Raw genomic sequence first — 17,117 nt, 5'->3', positions numbered from 1 at the left:
GTGGGTGAAAGGCCGGCCTGGGGCCGGCTGGCGCGCCGCGCCGACTCAGCGCGGTGCCATGCGCAAGGCGCCATCGAGCCGGATCACCTCGCCGTTGAGATGCGAGTTCGTGACGATATGCGCTGCCAGCGCGGCGAACTCCCCGGGTTTTCCCAAGCGCTTGGGAAACGGGATGGAATCGGCCAGCGACTGCTGCACCGCCTCGGGCAGGGTCTGCATCAGCGGGGTGGCGAACAGGCCGGGAGCGATCGTGCAGACGCGGATACCGAACTGGGCCAGATCGCGCGCCAGCGGCAGCGTCATGCCCACCACGCCGCCCTTGGACGCGGAATAGGCCTCCTGGCCGACCTGGCCGTCGAACGCGGCGACCGAGGCGGTGTTGACCACCACGCCCCGTTCGCCGTCCTCCAGCCCGTCCAGCTTCGCGATGCGGGCCACGGCCAGCCGCGTGACGTTGTAGCTGCCGATCAGGTTGACCCGGACCACGCGCTCGAAGTCTTCCAGCGGCGCCGGCGAGCCGTCCTTCTGCAGGATGCGTTTGGCGGTGCCGATGCCGGCGATGTTCATCACGATGCGGGCCGTGCCATGGGCCGCCTCGCCGGCGTCCAGCGCGGCGTTGACCGAAGCGCTGTCGCAGATGTCGCAGCGCAACGCCACGCCGCCGATCTCGGCGGCGACGCGGCGTGCGCCGTCCTCGTTGACGTCCAGCACGCTGACGCGGGCGCCCAGGCGGGCCAGTTCGCGGGCCACCGCCTCGCCGAGGCCGGAGCCGCCGCCGGTGACGATCGCCGCTTGTCCTTGGATGTTCATGGTCGCTTCCTTGGTGTCAAAGCTTGCGCGGCAGGATCAGGAAGGGGTCGCTCTCGCCGCCTTCGTACAAGGCCTCGACCAGTGCGCCGCGTGCCGCCAGCACCGCGCGCTGGTTGATCGAGCCCTTGTCGGTCACCTCGCCCTTGTCGATCGCCGGCGGCTCGGCCAGCACGTGCATGCGCGCCGGCCGGTTGGCGCTGCCGGTGCCGCCGGCCCAGAGGCGGTCGGCCAGGTCCTGGAAGAAGGCGCGCACCCTGGGCTGATGCAGCACGTCCGGGAACGGCACGCCGGCATGCACGCCGGCCAGCTTGCGCACCTCGTCCATGCGGGGAAAGACCAGCAGTCCCAGTTCGTCGCGATTCAGGCCGGTCACCACCGCATCCTGCACGCAGGGGTCGCCCGCGGCGATGACCTTGGCGCGCAGCGGACCGACGCTGACGAAGGTGCCGGTGGAGAGCTTGAAGTCCTCGGCGATGCGCCCGTCGAACATCAGGCCGCGCGCCGGACGCGCGGGGTCGACGAACTTCACCGCGTCGCCGGTCTTGTAGAAGCCTTCCTCGTCGAACGCATCACTGGTCTCGCCGGGCGCACGCCAGTAGCCGGGCATCACGTTCGGGCCGCGGAAGCGGATCTCGGTCTTGGCGTACGGATCGCCGGACCGATCGGCCACCAGCTTGACCTCCACGCCCGGCACCGGCAGGCCGATCCAGCCGGAGCGCACATCGGTGCCGACGGCGAAGGTGCACGACGGCGCGGTCTCGGTCATGCCCAGGCCGGTGATGATGCGGATGCGCTCACCCACCTCGGCCTCGGCATGCGCCTCGAGCTTGTCCCAGACCGCCTGGCTCAGCCCGGCGCCCGCGAACATGAAGGCCTTGACCCGCGCGAACAGCGTCTTGCGCAGCAGCGGGTCGGTGTCCATCGCGGTGGCGATTTCCTCGAAGCCCTTGGGCACGTTGAAGTACACCGTGGGCGAGATCTCGCGCAGGTTGCGCAGCGTCTCGGCCATGCCCTTGGGCGTCGGCTTGCCGCCGTCGATGTACAGCGTGCCGCCGTTGTAGAGCGCGATGCCGACGTTGTGGTTGCCGCCGAAGGTGTGGTTCCACGGCAGCCAGTCGACCAGCACCGGTGGCTCGGCCGCCAGGAAGTTCAGGCACTGGTGGATCATCTGCTGGTTGGCGCAGAGCATCCGGTGGGTGTTGATCACGCCCTTGGGCTGCTTGGTCGACCCCGAGGTGAAGAGGAATTTGGCGATCGTGTCCGGGCCGACCTGCGCATGCGCCGCCGCGGCCGCCGCGCCGGGCACGGTGGCCAGCAACTGCTCGACGCTGAACACCGTTCGGCCTTCGATCGCGCCTTCGGTCAGCACCACCGGCACGTCGGCCGGCACGACCGCGGCGATGGCCTTGGCGTAGGCCGCGGACGACGCGAACACCATGCCCGGCGTCACGGTGTCCAGGATGTGGCGCAGCTTGCCGTAATCCTGCGAGATCAGCGAATAGGCCGACGACACCGGCACATAGGGCACGCCGACCCACATCGCGCCGAAGGCCAGCGTCAGGTACTCGAGATCGTTGTCCGACAGGATCGCCAGCGGACGATCCGCCGACAGGCCCTGCATCACCAGCGCCTGGCCCACCGCCTGCACGCGCTGCAGGAACTCGGCATAGCCGAGCCGGCGCCAGTCGCCGTTCCAGGGCGCCCGCGGGTCGCGCTTGGCGACGAAGGTGCGCTCCGGCGCCTCGGCGGCCCACTGCTCCAGCGCGTCGGTCAGGCGATCGGGGAACCAGCGCAGCGCCTCGGTCGAGCGCAGGATCTGCGTGCCGTCGGCACGGGTCTCCAGCGTCGCGTCGACGCAGCCGCCGACTTCCGCGTGGCGGTAGCGCGCAGACGGCGCGCCGGCAGCGCAGCCCTCAGCCCGGCTGGCGGCGGCGCTCATTCCTTCACCACCTTGCCGGCACGGCCTTCCAGGAAGGCGCGCAGGCGGTCCTGGGCTTCGGGGGTGTTGCTGGCGGCGGCGGCCATCAGCGATTCGGCGAACAGACCTTCGGACGGGCTCATCTCGACGATGCGCGGCAGCGCATGCATCACCGCGAAGGCCGTCATCGGCGCGTTGCCGGCGATCTTGCCGGCCAGCGCGATGCCCTTGGCCAGGCCCTCGCCGGCCGCGACGCGGTAGTTGACCACGCCGTAGCGCTCGCCCTGGTCGGCATCGAAGACCCGGCCGGTGAGCATCATGTCAGTCATGCGGGCGGTGCCCATCAGGCGCGGAATGCGGACCGAGCCGCCACCGCCCACGAAGATGCCGCGCTGGCCCTCGGGCAGGCCGAAGTAGGCCGAATCCTCGGCCACCCGGATGTGGCACGAGGCCGCCAGTTCCAGCCCGCCGCCGACCACCGCGCCGTGCAGCACCGCGATCACCGGCACCTTGCCGAACTGGATCGCGTCGAAGGCCGCGTGCCAGCCGCGCGAATGCAGCACCGCGCCGTGGATGTCGCGCGCCACCAGCTCCGACAGGTCCAGCCCGGCGCAGAAATGATCGCCCTCGCCGCTCAGCACCACGGCCCGGGTGGCGTCGGGCAGGTTCAGGAAAGCCGTGTGCAGCTGCGCCACCAGCGTATCGTTGATGGCATTGCGCTTGGACGGGCGATTCAGGCGAAGGTGCGTGATCGGACCCGCCTGCTCGACGTGCAACAGATCCAGCGACGCCAGCAATCCGGTGGCAGGGGTGAACTCGGTGGTCATGGTGTGCCTGGGCAATTTACTTATCGTATTTAACTAAATCACCACCTCCCTCGGCGCTGGTACTTACCCCTACAACGGTCCGAACTCCCCCAAGATCGGCGGATCACCGCTTGCGTCGCCCCCATTTAGTTTTGATAATTAACTAAATATCCCGCCACCCGGAGCGCCACCATGAACCACGCCGACCTGATCGCCATCGACATCCACACCCACGCCGAGGTGTCGTGCCGCAACCCCTTCGACAGCTACGGCGAGGAATACGACCGCGCCGCGGACAAGTACTTCGGCTCGGACCGGCGCCCGACCATCGCCGAGACCGTGGCCACCTACCGGGCCTTGAAGATCGGCCTGGTGATGTTCACGGTGGACAGCGAGAGCCAGCTGGGCCGCCGCCGCATCCCCAACGAGGAGATCTGCGAAGCCGCGCGAGCCAACAGCGACATGATGGTGGCCTTCGCCAGCATCGACCCGCACAAGGGCAGGATGGGCGCCCGCGAGGCCCGCCGGCTGATCGAGGAGGAAGGCGTCAAGGGCTTCAAGTTCCACCCCACGGTCCAGGGCTTCCTGCCCTACGACAGGATGGCCTGGCCGCTCTACGAGGTGATCGCCGAGCACAAGCTGCCGGCGATCTTCCACTCGGGCCACTCGGGCATCGGCTCGGGCATGCGCTGCGGCGGCGGCCTGCGCCTGCAGAACAGCAACCCGATGCTGCTGGAAGACGTCGCGATCGATTTCCCCGACATCCAGATCGTCATCGCCCACCCCAGCTGGCCTTGGCAGGACGAGGCGCTGAGCCTGGCGCTGCACAAGCCCAATGTCTGGATCGACCTGTCGGGCTGGAGCCCCAAGTATTTCCCGGCCCAGCTGGTGCAGTACGCCAACACGCTGCTGAAGGACCGCATGCTGTTCGGCAGCGACTATCCGCTGATCACCCCGGAGCGCTGGATGAAGGACTTCGACGAGGCCGGCTTCAAGGACAAGGTCAAGCCCTTGATCCTGAAGGAAAACGCCAAGCGCTTGCTGGGTTTTGCCTAAACCAGGCACCTCACGCCGCCCGCGGGAGCACCCCGGCCGGCGGGTTCACGGCGCGATGTAGGCGTAGCCGCGGCTCTGGTAGGCCATCAGGGAAATCCAGGCGTTGCCGACCACTTTCACGGACGGCACCACGTCTTCCGGCCGGAGCCCTTGCTCGCGCACCGCGACCGCGCACTGTTCGACGTCGTCGACGCCCTTGGCCTCGCGCATGTCCTTCAGCTTGGCCGCGATCTGGGCCGCGGTGTCCCGGTCTTCGGGCCGGATCTTCGACAGGTCGGTTTGCACCAGCCGGGTGGCCGGGCCGCGGAATGCGATGACGAAATGCGGCGTCACGCCTTGCTGGATCAGCGAACGACGGGTCTCGTCGATGATGTTGAGCCGAGCCAGCAGCGTCTTCGCGTCGCCGGCGGTGACGTCGAACGCCACCTTGAGGTCCTTGATGCCCTGCAGCGCCTCGCGGTCGTCGTAGCCGGCGGCGCGAGCGGGCAGGCCGGCGAGGGCAGCGGCAGCGGCCAAGCCGGCCGCTGCAAGTCCTTGACGCAGAGATCGTGGCATGGCGGGCCTTTCGTTGGTGATGAACCCAGGACCCTGGCGACCTTACCGCTTGCCGGCCCGTTTGGCTAGCGTCATGGCCCACCCAGCCCGCCGGTGAACTCCCCCGCCCCCGGCGCGCCCGCCACCGTGGCGGCCAGCCGCCGCGCCCTCAACCCAATCGCTTGCGCGCGTTGCGGAACATCCGCATCCACGGGCTGTGCGCGCTGAGGTCGCCCTCGGTCCAGCTCATCAGCACGTTGCGGAAGACGCGCTCGGGGTGGGGCATCAGCACGGTGAAGCGGCCGTCGTCGGTGGTGACCGAGGTCAGGCCGTCGGGGCTGCCGTTGGGATTGAAGGGGTAGACCTCGGTGGCGGCGCCCTGCCCGTCGACGAAGCGCATCGCGCGCTGCACCCGCGAGGCATCGCCGCGCTGCGAGAAATCGGCATAGCCTTCGCCGTGCGCCACGGCGATCGGCAGGCGGCTGCCGGCCATGCCGTCGAAGAAGATCGACGGGCTCGCCAGCACCTCCACCATCGCCAGGCGGGCCTCGAACTGCTCGCTCTTGTTGCGGGTGAACTTGGGCCAGTGCCGGGCGCCGGGGATGATGGGCGACAGCGCCGCCATCATCTGGCAGCCGTTGCAAATGCCCAGCGCGAAGGTGTCGGGGCGGCCGAAGAAGGCCGAGAACTGGTCGGCCAGCGCCGGATTGAACATCACCGAGCGGGCCCAGCCCTCGCCGGCGCCCAGCGTGTCGCCATAGCTGAAACCGCCGCAGGCGACGAAGCCCTGGAACTGGTCGAGCCGGGCGCGGCCGGTCTGCAGGTCGCTCATGTGCACGTCGTAGGCCTCGAAGCCGGCCTGGTCGAAGGCGTAGCTGGTCTCGACGTGGCTGTTGACGCCCTGCTCGCGCAGGATGGCCACCTTCGGCCGGGCCCGGCCGATGAACGGCGCGGCGACGTTGTCGGTCGGATCGAAGCTGAGCGCGACATGCAGGCCGCCATCGGCGCCACCGGCCGCGGCGTGCTCGCTGTCGGCGCAGGCCGGGTTGTCGCGCAGGCGCGCGATGCGCCAGCTCACCTCGTCCCAGACCTGGTGCAATTGCGCCAGCGGCGCGCTGAACTGACTCTTGGCGTCGCGCCAGACCTCGACCACCGCCTTGTCGTTGGGCTTGCCCACCACGTGGCTGAGCTTGCCCAGGCCGTGGGCGCGCAGCGTGCCCAGCACCGCGTCGCGGTCAGCCGTCCTGACCTGGATCAGCGCGCCCAGCTCCTCGTTGAACAAGGCCTTGAGCGTCAGCTCGTCGCGCCGGCCGCGGGTCTGGCCGGCCCAGTTCTTGGCATCGCCGACATCGGCACGGCTGTCGGAAATGCCGTCGCCCTCGGTGACCAGCAGGTCCACGTTCAGGCTGATGCCGCGCTTGCCGGCGAAGGCCATCTCGCAGGCCGCCGCCCACAGGCCGCCGTCCGAGCGATCGTGGTAGGCCAGCAGCTTGCCCTCGGCGCGCAGTTGGTTGACCGCGGCGATCAGGGCCTTGAGCTGCTGCGGGTCGTCCAGGTCCGGTACCTCGTGGCCGAACTGCTGCAGGGTCTGGCCCAGGATGGAGCCGCCCATGCGGGCCTTGCCGTTGCCCAGATCGACCAGGATCAGCGTGGTGTCGCCGGCCTGCAGTTGCGGCGTCAGCGTGCCGCGCACGTCGGCCAGCGTGGCGAAGGCGGTGACGATCAGCGAGACCGGCGCCACGATCTGCTTAGCTTCACCGTCATCCTGCCAGCGGGTGCGCATCGACAGGCTGTCCTTGCCCACCGGAATGCTGATGCCCAGCGCCGGACACAGGTCCATGCCCACCGCCTTGACCGTCTCGTACAGTGCGGCGTCTTCGCCGGGCTCGCCGCAGGCTGCCATCCAGTTGGCGCTGAGCTTGACGCGCTGCAGTTCGAACGGCGCGGCCAGCAGGTTGGTCAGCGCCTCGGCCACCGCCATGCGGCCCGAGGCCGGCGCGTCCAGCGCGGCCAGCGGCGTGCGCTCGCCCAGGCTCATCGCCTCGCCGCGGAAACCGGCGTAGTCGGCCAGCGTCACCGCGCAGTCGGCCACCGGCACCTGCCACGGGCCGACCATCTGGTCGCGGTGGTTCAGGCCGCCGACCGTGCGGTCGCCGATGGTCACCAGGAAGCGCTTGCTGGCCACCGTGGGGTGGCGCAGCACGTCCAGCGCGGCCTGTTCCAGCGACACCGCGCTCAGGTCCATCGGGGGCAGCGTGCGTGCCACGCGGGCCACGTCGCGCTGCATCTTGGGTGGCTTGCCCAGCAGCACCTCCATCGGCATGTCGATCACCCGTTCGCCGCCAGGGCCCTGCTCGACGATCAGTTCGGGCTCGTCGGTGGCCACGCCGACGACGGCGAACGGGCAGCGCTCGCGCTCGCACATCTGCTCGAACAACGGCAGCAGCGCCGGGTTCACCGCCAGCGTGTAGCGCTCCTGGCTCTCGTTGCACCAGATTTCCTTGGGTGCCAGGCCGGTCTCTTCCAGCGGCACCTTGCGCAGATCGAAGCGCGCGCCCTTGCCGGCGCCGTCGACCAGCTCGGGGAAGGCATTGCTGATGCCGCCGGCGCCGACGTCGTGGATCGCCACGATGGGGTTGGTGTCGCCCAGCGCCCAACAGTGGTTGATGACCTCCTGCGCGCGGCGCTGGATCTCGGGGTTGCCTCGCTGCACCGAGTCGAAATCGAGCGACGCAGCGTTGGTGCCGGCCGCCATCGAGCTGGCGGCGCCGCCGCCCATGCCGATGCGCATGCCGGGCCCGCCGAGCTGGATCAGCAGCGTGCCGGCGCCGAACGGCAGCTTGTGCGTCTGGCCATCGCTGATCTGCCCCAAGCCGCCGGCGATCATGATGGGCTTGTGGTAGCCGCGCCGCAGCTCGCCGACGGTCTGCTCGTAGACGCGAAAGTAGCCGGCCAGGTTGGGGCGGCCGAACTCGTTGTTGAACGCGGCGCCGCCCAGCGGGCCCTCGGTCATGATCTGCAGCGCGCTGGCGATGTGCTCGGGTTTGCCGTAGGGTGTGGTCTCCCAGGGCTCGCGGGTGCCGGGCAGGTGCAGGTTCGAGACCGAGAAGCCGGTCAGGCCGACCTTGGGGCGCGAGCCGCGGCCGGTCGCGCCTTCGTCGCGGATCTCGCCGCCGGCGCCGGTGGAGGCGCCGGGAAACGGCGAGATCGCGGTCGGGTGGTTGTGGGTCTCGACCTTCATCAGCACGTGCGTGGTCTCGTGTCGCGCGCCGTAGGCCGGGGCGTTGGTATAGCCCTGCGGCAGCCAGCGCTCGACCGGGCCGCCTTCCATCACCGCCGCGTTGTCGCTGTAGGCGACGATGGTGTGCTGCGGGTTGAGCTTCTCGGTGTGGCGGATCATGCCGAACATCGACAGCGGCTGCTTCTCGCCGTCGATCGTGAACTCGGCGTTGAAGATCTTGTGCCGGCAGTGCTCGGAGTTGGCCTGCGCGAACATCATCAGCTCGACATCGCTGGGGTTGCGCGCCAGGCCGGTGAAGGCCTTGACCAGGTAGTCGATCTCGTCGTCCGACAAGGCCAGGCCGAACTCGACGTTGGCCTTCTCCAGCGCCTTCCTGCCGCCGTTCGGGCCCTGGCCCAGCACGTCCACGTGCGCCAGCGGCTCGGCCGGCTGCGCATCGAACAGGTGGCGCGCGGCCTCGCGCTCGAAGGCCACGCTCTCGGTCATGCGGTCGTGCAGCAGTTGGGCACAGGCCTGCCGCTCGGCGTCGCTGAGCGCCCGGCCGGCACCGGTCAACCCGGCCAGCAGGCCGGCCTTGAGCGACAGGCGGAATTCGGTCACGCGCTCGATGCGATGAACGCCCAGGCCGCAGTTGTGGGCGATGTCGGTGGCTTTCGACGCCCACGGCGACACGGTGCCCAGGCGTGGCATCACCAGCACCAGTTCGCCCTCGGTCTCGCCGGCGTAGGCGTCGCCATAGTCCAGCAGCGCGGCCAGCTTGTCGCGCGAGGCCCGGTCCAGCTCGGTGTCCGCCCCCACCCAGTGCACATGGCGGGCGCTGACCGCGGCGATGCGGGGGCAGGCCGCCTGCAGCGCCGGCAGCAGCGCAGCGGCACGGAAAGCGGACAAGGCGTTGCCGCCTTCGAAATGCATCAAGGTCTTGGAAGCTGAAGACATGGTGTTCCGTCGAAAGGCGGCGGCAAGGGCTGGGCAAGGCATGCCCGAAAGGCGAAACCAGGACCGATTCACCCCGCTGGCAGGCAGGGACAGTCCATGGCAAGCGGCGAATTTTACGATGCGATGGGACAATGCGCGCTTCGCTGCCCGACAGCCGTTCCCGCTGCCCGGCGCCGTGCGCGGGTCGCGCCGGCGGTCGCCACAGACATAATCCCGCCCCATGACGATGACCCTCAAGACCCCGGCCGACATCGAAGCGATGCGCATCGCCGGCCGGCTGACCTCCGAAGTGCTGGACATGCTGACCGAGCACGTCAAGCCCGGCGTCACCACCGACCACCTCGACAAGCTGGCCCACGACCACATCGTCCACGTGCAAAAGGCCATTCCGGCGCCGCTGAACTATGCCCCGCCGGGCTACGCGCCGTATCCGAAATCGGTCTGCACCTCGATCAACCACCAGGTCTGCCACGGCATTCCCGGCGACAAGGCGCTGAAGAACGGCGACATCGTCAACATCGACGTCACCGTCATCAAGGACGGCTGGCACGGCGATTCGAGCCGGATGTACATCGTCGGCGAAGGCTCGATCGCGGCCAAGCGCCTGTGCCAGGTCACCTACGACGCGATGTGGAAGGGCATCCAGAAGGTCAAGCCCGGTGCGCGGCTGGGCGACATCGGCCACGCGATCCAGACCTTCGCCGAAAACCAGGGCTTCTCGGTGGTGCGCGAGTTCTGCGGCCACGGCATCGGGCGCAAGTTCCACGAGGAACCCCAGGTGCTGCACTACGGCCGCCCCGGCACGCTGGAAGAGCTGGTGCCGGGCATGGTCTTCACCATCGAGCCGATGATCAACGCCGGCCGGCGCGAGATCAAGGAGATGGGCGACGGCTGGACCATCGTCACCAAGGACCGCTCGCTGTCGGCCCAGTGGGAGCACACCATCGTCGTCACCGACACCGGCTACGAGGTGCTGACGGTGTCCGCCGGCACGCCGCCGGTGCCGGCATTCGTGAACGGCTGATGCCGGCCGCAGCGGAGTCAGCGCCACGCACGGTGGCCGAACTCAGGGCCTCCTTTCGCGACGGCAAGGCCGCGCTGCTCGATCATTTCCGAAGTTCGCGCCCCACCACCACCAGCGCCAACCAGCTGATGCGTTCGCTGGCGCGGCATGTCGACGCGACGCTCGTCCGGCTGTGGCAACAATCGGGCATGCCCGCCGGCGGCGCGCTGCTGGCGGTCGGTGGCTACGGCCGCGGCGAGCTGTTTCCGTACTCCGACGTCGACGTGCTGGTGCTGCTGCCGCACGGCCCGGCCGCCGCCCAGGCCGCGCAGGAGGCGGTGCCGGCCTTCATCACCGCCTGCTGGGACATCGGGCTGGAAATCGGCTCCTCGGTGCGCACCGTCGCCGACTGCGTCACCGAAGCCGGCAACGACGTGACGGTGCAGACCGCGCTGCTGGAGAGCCGCCTGCTGACCGGCCCGCGCCGCCTGTTCACCGAGTTCCGCCGCGCCACCGACGCGGTCCTCGACCCCGCCGCGTTCTGCCGTGCCAAGACGCTGGAGCTGCGCCAGCGCCACGTGAAGTACGAAGACACGCCCTACTCGCTGGAGCCGAACTGCAAGGAAAGCCCGGGCGGTCTGCGCGACCTGCAGGTCGTGACCTGGGTCGCCCGCGCCGCCGGCCTGGGCCGGACCTGGAGCGAGTTGGCGGCCAAGGGCCTGATCACGCCGTTCGAGGTCAAGCAGCTGCAACGCCAGGAGGGCACGCTGAAGCTGATCCGCTGCCGGCTGCACCTGGTGGCCGGCCGCCGCGAGGACCGGCTGGTGTTCGACCTGCAGACCGCCGTGGCGGAGAGCTTCGGCTACCACAGCAGCAAGTCCGAGCGGGCCTCGGAGGTGCTGATGCACCGCTACTACTGGGCGGCCAAGGCGGTGACCCAGCTCAACCAGATCCTGATGCTCAACATCGAGGAGCGGATCACCGGCGCGGAAAGCCTGCCGATGCGGCCGATCAACGCGCGCTTCCTCGACCGCGCCGGCATGCTGGAGGTGGTGCGCGACGATCTCTACGCCGACAACCCGCACGCGATCCTCGAGACTTTCCTGGTCTACCAGCAGACGCCGGGGATCAAGGGTTTGTCGGCCCGCACGCTGCGCGCCCTCTACAACGCCCGCAACCTGATGGACGGGGCGTTCCGGCGCGACCCGATCAACCGCGAGCTGTTCATGGACATCCTGCGCCAGCCCGAGGGCCAGACGCACGCCTTCCGGCTGATGAACCAGACCTCGGTGCTGGGTCGCTACCTGTGGGTGTTCCGGCGCATCGTCGGACGCATGCAGCACGACCTGTTCCACGTCTACACGGTCGACCAGCACATCCTGATGGTGCTGCGCAACGTGCGCCGCTTCTTCATCCCCGAGCACACCCACGAGTACCCGTTCTGCTCGCAGCTGGCCGCCGACTGGGACAAGCCCTGGCTGCTGTACATCGCGGCGCTGTTCCACGACGTGGCCAAGGGGCGCGGCGGCGACCATTCCCAGCTGGGCGGCATCGAGGTGCGCCGCTTCTGCCGCGACCACGGCATCGGCCGCGAGGACGGCGCGCTGGTCGAATTCATCGTCCGCCACCACCTGACGATGAGCCGGGTGGCGCAGAAGGAAGACTTGTCCGATCCGGCCGTGATCGCGGCGTTCGCGGCCGAGATGGGCGACGCCCGCCGCCTGACGGCGCTGTACCTGCTGACCGTGGCCGACATCCGTGGCACCAGCCCCAAGGTCTGGAACGCCTGGAAGGCCAAGCTGCTCGAGGACCTGTTCCGCTACACGCTGCGCGCGCTTGGCGGTGCCGCGCCCAACGCCGACGCCGAGATCGAAGCCCGCAAGCAGGAGGCGCAGCAGCTGCTGGCACTGCACTCGGCCCTGCCCGGCACCGAGCAGGCGCTGTGGAAGACGCTGGACCTGAGCTACTTCGCCCGCCACGACGCCCCCGAGATCGCCTGGCACGCGCGAGCGCTGTGGCGCCATCTGGACAGCCGGGAGCCGATCGTCCGGGCCCGCCCGTCGCCGGTCGGCGAAGGCCTGCAGGTGCTGGTCTACTCGCCCGACCGGCCCGACCTGTTCGCCCGCATCTGCGGCTATTTCGACGGCGCCGGCTTCTCGATCCAGGACGCCAAGGTGCACACCACCCGCGCCCAGTACGCGCTGGACACCTTCCAGGTGGTCAGCCCGCTGATGCCGGACCAGAGTCCGACCAGCTACCGCGACATGATCTCGCTGGTCGAGACTCAGGCCGCCACCGCGCTGGCCAGCCAGGGCCCGCTGCCGCCGCCGGCGCGTGGCCGGCTGTCGCGCCGGGTGCGCTCCTTCCCGGTCAAGCCGCGGGTGTCGCTGCGCCCGGACGAACGCGCCCAGCGCTGGCTGCTGTCGGTCAGCGCCAGCGACCGCGCCGGCCTGCTCTACGCGATCGCACGGGTGCTCGGCGCGCACCAGATCAGCCTGCAACTGGCCAAGGTTTCGACGCTGGGCGAGCGGGTCGAGGACACCTTCCTGGTCAGCGGCGCCGCCTTGCAGCAGCCCCGCATGCAGCTGCAGGTGGAGACCGAGCTGCTGGACGCCCTCGCGGCCACTTCCTGACGGACCGGCGATGAGTCTTGCGCAATGCTCCGCCCAGCAGGTGCTGGACGGCGAAGACCGGTTCGATGCGCTGATCGACGTGCGCTCGCCGGCCGAATTCGCCGAAGACCACCTGCCCGGCGCCGTCAACTGGCCGGTGCTGGACGACGCCGAGCGGGCCCGCGTCGGCACGATCTACACCCAGGTCTCGACCTTCGAGGCCCGCAAGCTCGGCGCGGCCCTGGTGTCGCGCCGCATCGCCGACACGCTGGAGCGGTACGTCGCCGGCCAGCCGCGCGACTGGCGCCCGCTGGTCTATTGCTGGCGCGGCGGGCAGCGCTCGGGCAGCCTGTCGTTGGTGCTGGCGCAGATCGGCTTTCGCACCACCCAGCTCAGCGGCGGCTACAAGGCGTTCCGGGCCCGGGTGCGCGACGAACTCGACACCTGGCCGGCCCGCTTCGAGTGGCAGGTGCTGAGCGGCCGCACCGGCAGCGGCAAGACCCGCCTGCTGCAGGCGCTGAACGCCGCCGGCGCGCAAACCCTGGACCTGGAAGCCCTGGCCTGCCACCGCGGCTCGGTGCTGGGCGGCTTGCCCGACCGCGCCCAGCCCTCGCAAAAGCACTTCGAGACCCAGCTCTGGCAGGCGCTGCGCGAACTGGACCCGGCCCGTCCGGTCTACGTCGAAAGCGAAAGCCGGCGCATCGGCGCCCGCCAGGTGCCGGACGCGCTGCTGGCCGCCATGCGCGAAACGGGTCGGCTGGTCCGCATCGAGATGAGCCTGGCCGGCCGTTGCGCGCTGCTGCTGCAGGATTATGCGTTCTTCACCCAGGACGTCGAGGCCTTGTGCACCCGCCTGGCGACGCTGACCGAGTTGCGCGGCAAGGCCACGGTGGCCCGCTGGCAGGCCCAGGCCCGCTCGGGCCAATGGCAGGCCATGTTGACCGAACTGCTCCAGCAGCACTACGACCCGCTGTACGACCACTCGACGCAAGGCCACTTCCAGGCCCACGAGCACGCGCGGGTGCTACAGCTCGACGCTGGCGACGCCGCCGCGCTGGCCGCCGCGGCGGCCGGCCTGCTGCGCTGAACGCCGGCGCAGGCCGGCGCGAATTGCGGGCATCATGGCTCCGTCGCCAAACTTGCTTTTTGTCAAGCCGGCTCCCCTCACCCCCTGTCAGGATAGCGCCCCATGCCGAACCCGATGGCCGAGAAGGCCTTGCAGGAATCCCGTAGCTTTGGCGTCCGCCGCATTCCCGCGCTTCGGCCCTTGGGCTGGCTGGCCCGTGGCTGGTCGGACTTGATGAATGCCCCGGTGCCGGGCCTGCTGCACGGGCTGGCGCTGGCGCTGTTCGGTGGGCTGCTCTACGTGATGGCGAGCGGCCGTTTCTGGCTGCTGGCAGGCGCGTTCTCGGCCTTCCTGCTGGTCGCGCCGATCCTGGCGACCGGGCTGTACGCGGTCAGCCGGGCCCTGGAGCGCGGTGAATCCCCCGGCCTGGGCACGGCCCTGGCGGCCTGGAAACCGAACGACGGCCGGCTGATGGCCTTCGGCGTGCTGCTGTCGTTCGCCGGCCTGGGCTGGGTCATGACCTCGGCCTCGCTGATCACCGGTTTCGCGCCGGTCGCGATCAACACGCCGCTGGATTTCCTGCGCCATGTGGTGCTGGCCGAGCGAGGCCATTTGTTCGAGATCTGGCTGGCGCTGGGCGCGGTGCTGGCCGCGCCGGTGTTCGCCTCCAGCGTGGTCGCGCTGCCTTTGCTGCTGGACCGCCATGCCAGCGTGCTGGCCGCGGTGTTCACCAGCTGGCGGGTGGTGATGGAGCATCCACTGCCGATGGCCCTGTGGGCCGGCCTGATCCTGGCGCTGACCGGGCTGGGCATGGCGTCGATGCTGATCGGCCTGGTCATCGTCGTGCCGTGGCTGGCCCATGCCAGCTGGCATGCCTATCGTGACCTGGTGGACACCTCCGGGTGGTCGGAGCGCGCCTGATGTTCGGCTTCACGGAAGAGCAGATCTCGTGGTTCGGCCTGACCTTCGGCGTCACGGCCTTCATGCTCTACATGGTGTTCATCATCATCCAGCTGGCGCGTGAATCGAAGGCCGGCCGGTTCGGCACCTTCGTGCTCTTCCTGGGCCTGGGCGTCGGCCTGCTCGGCTTCGCCGCCAAGGGCCTGATCAAGTTCTTCATCGCCGGCGTCATCGAATGAACCCGGCCGCGGCCGAGCCCGCCACCCCACCGCACTCGCTGTTCGACGATGCCCAGGCGCTGTTCACCGGCACCTTGTTCGTCGCCGTCGGCCTGGTGCTACTGCGCCAGGCCGGCCTGGTCACCGGGGGCACCGTCGGCCTGGCCTTCCTGGCCCATTACGCCACCGGCTGGCCCTTCGGCGCACTGCTGTTCGTGGTCAACCTGCCGTTCTATGCCCTGGCCTGGCAGCGCATGGGCGCGCGCTTCACGATCAAGACCTTCATCGCGGTGACGATGCTGTCGCTGATGAGCGAGTGGCTGCCGCGCTGGCTGGTGGTGCAGTGGGTGCACCCGCTGTTCGCCGCCATCGGCGGCGGCCTGCTGGTGGGCGCGGGCTTCATCATCCTGTTCCGGCACCGCGCCAGCCTGGGCGGCTTGAACGTGCTGGTGCTGTGGCTGCAGGAGCGCTTCGGCTGGCGGGCCGGGGCGGTTCAGATGGCGATCGACGGCTGCATCCTGCTCGCGTCCTGGCACTGGATCGACGCGCAGCGCCTGGCGCTGTCGGTGCTGGCCGCGGCGGCGATGAACTTCGCGCTGGCCGTCAACCATCGGCCCGGCCGCTACATGGCCTTTTGATCGCAGGCCGGCGCGCTCACGCCGGCAGCAGCCGGCCCGCCTCCAGGTGCAGTTGGCGGTCGCAGCGGGCCGCGATCGCGCGGTCGTGGGTCACCAGCACCAGCGTCGTGCCGGCCTCCCGGTTGAGCTCGAACATCAGTTCCATCACCGTCTCGCCGGTGGCGAAATCCAGGCTGCCGGTGGGCTCGTCGGCGAGCAGCAATTCGGGCCGGACCACGAAGGCCCGCGCCAGCGCCACCCGCTGTTGCTCGCCGCCGGACAGCACCTTCGGGTAATGGCGCAGCCGCTGCCCGAGGCCGACGCGGCGCAGCATCTCGGTGGCCTGGGCGCGCGCGTCGCGCCACCCGGCCAGTTCCAGCGGCAGCATCACGTTCTCGAGCGCGGTGCGGTTGCCCAGCAGCTGGAAGCTCTGGAACACGAAGCCCAGGTGCTTGGCCCGCAAGGCGGCACGGGCATCCTCGTCGAGGGCGAACAGGTCCTGTCCGCCCAGCCGGATCGTGCCTTCGCTGGGCACGTCCAGCCCGGCCATCAGCGCCAGCAACGTGCTCTTGCCGGAGCCCGAGGCCCCGACGATGGCGGCCGATTCCCGCGCCTGCAGCGAGAAGCTGATGTCGTGGAGAATGGTCAGCGTGCCGGTGGCATCGCTGACGCGCTTGCTGACATGGTCGACGACAAGAAGAGGTTCAGACATGAGGACAGGCAGAGGAGCGCAGGTGCGACGGCAGTGGGGGCTGGCCGTGCTGGCGTTCACCCTGGGCGCCCACTGTAGCCTGAGTGGCGCAGCCTCGCCGGTGGCGGGCTCGCCTCCCGCGGGCCCGACGCTGCTGGTGCTGGGCGACAGCCTGTCGGCCGAGTACGGCCTGGCGCGTGGCACCGGCTGGGTGGCCTTGCTCGCGAACAAGCTGCAGGCCGAGCACCGCCGGGTCCGGGTCGTCAACGCCAGCATCAGCGGCGACACCACGGCCGGTGGGCGCACCCGCCTGCCGGCGCTGCTGGCGCGCGAGCGCCCGGCCGTCGTCGTGATCGAGCTGGGAGGCAACGACGCGCTGCGCGGCCTGCCGCTGCGTGCGACGCGGGACAACCTGCTCGCGATGACCGCCGCCGCGCAGGCCAGCGGGGCCAAGGTGCTGCTGCTGGGCATGCAGGTGCCGCCCAACTACGGCCGGCAGTATGGCGACGACTTTGCGCGCAGCTTCGTCGAGGTCGCGGCGACGCGCAAGGCGGCGCTGGTGCCGTTTCTGCTGAAGGGCGTGGCTGACCGTCCTGACGCCACGGCGCTGTTCCAGCCCGACCGCATCCACCCGCTGGCCGCCGCCCACCCGACGCTGCTGGCCAATGTCTGGCCGGCGCTCAAGCCGCTGCTGCCGCGCTGACACCGC

The 17,117-nt window shown here is 69.8% G+C and carries 14 protein-coding genes; 8 read left to right on the top strand and 6 right to left on the bottom strand.

Annotated features, from left to right (window positions below):
• Positions 1 to 45: 45 nt before the first annotated feature.
• The 3 genes from AC0N04_RS13260 to AC0N04_RS13250 are packed head-to-tail and all read right to left on the bottom strand — an operon-like array spanning position 46 to position 3,555.
• The gene (locus AC0N04_RS13260; protein ID WP_474282385.1) at positions 46 to 810 is read right to left on the bottom strand and encodes an SDR family NAD(P)-dependent oxidoreductase; all 765 of its coding nucleotides are present in this window, start codon (positions 808 to 810) and stop codon (positions 46 to 48) included.
• Between the two features lie 16 nt (positions 811 to 826).
• Positions 827 to 2,749, bottom strand: a complete 1,923-nt coding sequence (locus AC0N04_RS13255; RefSeq protein WP_474282383.1) for a feruloyl-CoA synthase — start codon at positions 2,747 to 2,749, stop codon at positions 827 to 829.
• The gene (locus AC0N04_RS13250) at positions 2,746 to 3,555 is read right to left on the bottom strand and encodes a crotonase/enoyl-CoA hydratase family protein (RefSeq protein WP_474282381.1); all 810 of its coding nucleotides are present in this window, start codon (positions 3,553 to 3,555) and stop codon (positions 2,746 to 2,748) included. Before AC0N04_RS13250 ends, AC0N04_RS13255 begins: the two co-directional genes overlap by 4 nt.
• 171 nt (positions 3,556 to 3,726) lie before the next feature.
• Between AC0N04_RS13250 and AC0N04_RS13245 the strand changes: the two genes are divergently transcribed.
• Complete coding sequence (locus AC0N04_RS13245; RefSeq protein ID WP_474282379.1) at positions 3,727 to 4,590, top strand: amidohydrolase family protein; 864 nt, start codon at positions 3,727 to 3,729, stop codon at positions 4,588 to 4,590.
• Positions 4,591 to 4,635: 45 nt separating this feature from the next.
• Here the strand turns inward: AC0N04_RS13245 and AC0N04_RS13240 are convergent, their stop codons facing one another.
• Together AC0N04_RS13240 and purL are read right to left on the bottom strand one after the other, a co-directional pair.
• Positions 4,636 to 5,145, bottom strand: a complete 510-nt coding sequence (locus AC0N04_RS13240; protein WP_474282377.1) for a DsrE family protein — start codon at positions 5,143 to 5,145, stop codon at positions 4,636 to 4,638.
• Between the two features lie 148 nt (positions 5,146 to 5,293).
• On the bottom strand, positions 5,294 to 9,301 hold the full coding sequence (gene purL, locus AC0N04_RS13235) for a phosphoribosylformylglycinamidine synthase (RefSeq protein ID WP_474282375.1): 4,008 nt from the start codon (positions 9,299 to 9,301) through the stop codon (positions 5,294 to 5,296).
• 220 nt (positions 9,302 to 9,521) lie between these two features.
• Here purL and map point away from each other — a divergent pair, with 220 nt between their 5' ends.
• From map to AC0N04_RS13205, 6 genes are all read left to right on the top strand, one after another.
• Positions 9,522 to 10,325: a type I methionyl aminopeptidase gene (gene map, locus AC0N04_RS13230; protein WP_474282373.1), complete on the top strand. Its 804-nt coding sequence runs from the start codon at positions 9,522 to 9,524 to the stop codon at positions 10,323 to 10,325.
• Positions 10,325 to 12,937 (top strand): [protein-PII] uridylyltransferase, encoded by a 2,613-nt coding sequence (locus AC0N04_RS13225; protein WP_474282371.1) that lies wholly within the window; start codon positions 10,325 to 10,327, stop codon positions 12,935 to 12,937. The genes map and AC0N04_RS13225 overlap by 1 nt, the downstream gene beginning before the upstream one ends.
• A gap of 10 nt (positions 12,938 to 12,947) precedes the next feature.
• Positions 12,948 to 14,003: a tRNA 2-selenouridine(34) synthase MnmH gene (gene mnmH / locus AC0N04_RS13220; protein WP_474282369.1), complete on the top strand. Its 1,056-nt coding sequence runs from the start codon at positions 12,948 to 12,950 to the stop codon at positions 14,001 to 14,003.
• 102 nt (positions 14,004 to 14,105) lie between these two features.
• A complete protein-coding gene (locus AC0N04_RS13215) occupies positions 14,106 to 14,903 on the top strand; it encodes a DUF2189 domain-containing protein (protein WP_474282367.1) in 798 nt (265 codons plus the stop codon).
• The gene (locus tag AC0N04_RS13210) at positions 14,903 to 15,121 is read left to right on the top strand and encodes a DUF2788 domain-containing protein (RefSeq protein ID WP_474282365.1); all 219 of its coding nucleotides are present in this window, start codon (positions 14,903 to 14,905) and stop codon (positions 15,119 to 15,121) included. Before AC0N04_RS13215 ends, AC0N04_RS13210 begins: the two co-directional genes overlap by 1 nt.
• Entirely contained in the window at positions 15,118 to 15,738 is a 621-nt protein-coding gene (locus AC0N04_RS13205; RefSeq protein WP_474282363.1) for a YitT family protein, read from the top strand. The genes AC0N04_RS13210 and AC0N04_RS13205 overlap by 4 nt, the downstream gene beginning before the upstream one ends.
• Before the next feature lie 16 nt (positions 15,739 to 15,754).
• On the opposite strand, the gene AC0N04_RS13200 is transcribed toward AC0N04_RS13205, so the two are convergent.
• Positions 15,755 to 16,429, bottom strand: coding sequence for an ABC transporter ATP-binding protein (locus AC0N04_RS13200; RefSeq protein WP_474282361.1), 675 nt, complete (start codon positions 16,427 to 16,429; stop codon positions 15,755 to 15,757).
• Here AC0N04_RS13200 and AC0N04_RS13195 point away from each other — a divergent pair.
• A complete protein-coding gene (locus AC0N04_RS13195) occupies positions 16,428 to 17,111 on the top strand; it encodes an arylesterase (protein ID WP_474282359.1) in 684 nt (227 codons plus the stop codon). The two genes, AC0N04_RS13200 and AC0N04_RS13195, sit on opposite strands and share 2 nt — an antisense overlap.
• Positions 17,112 to 17,117: the final 6 nt, after the last annotated feature.

The sequence above is a fragment of the Ideonella sp. sgz306126 genome (assembly GCF_056032705.1).
Note: the sequence above shows the minus strand (reverse complement) of the source record. Positions and strands in the feature narration are given on the sequence as shown.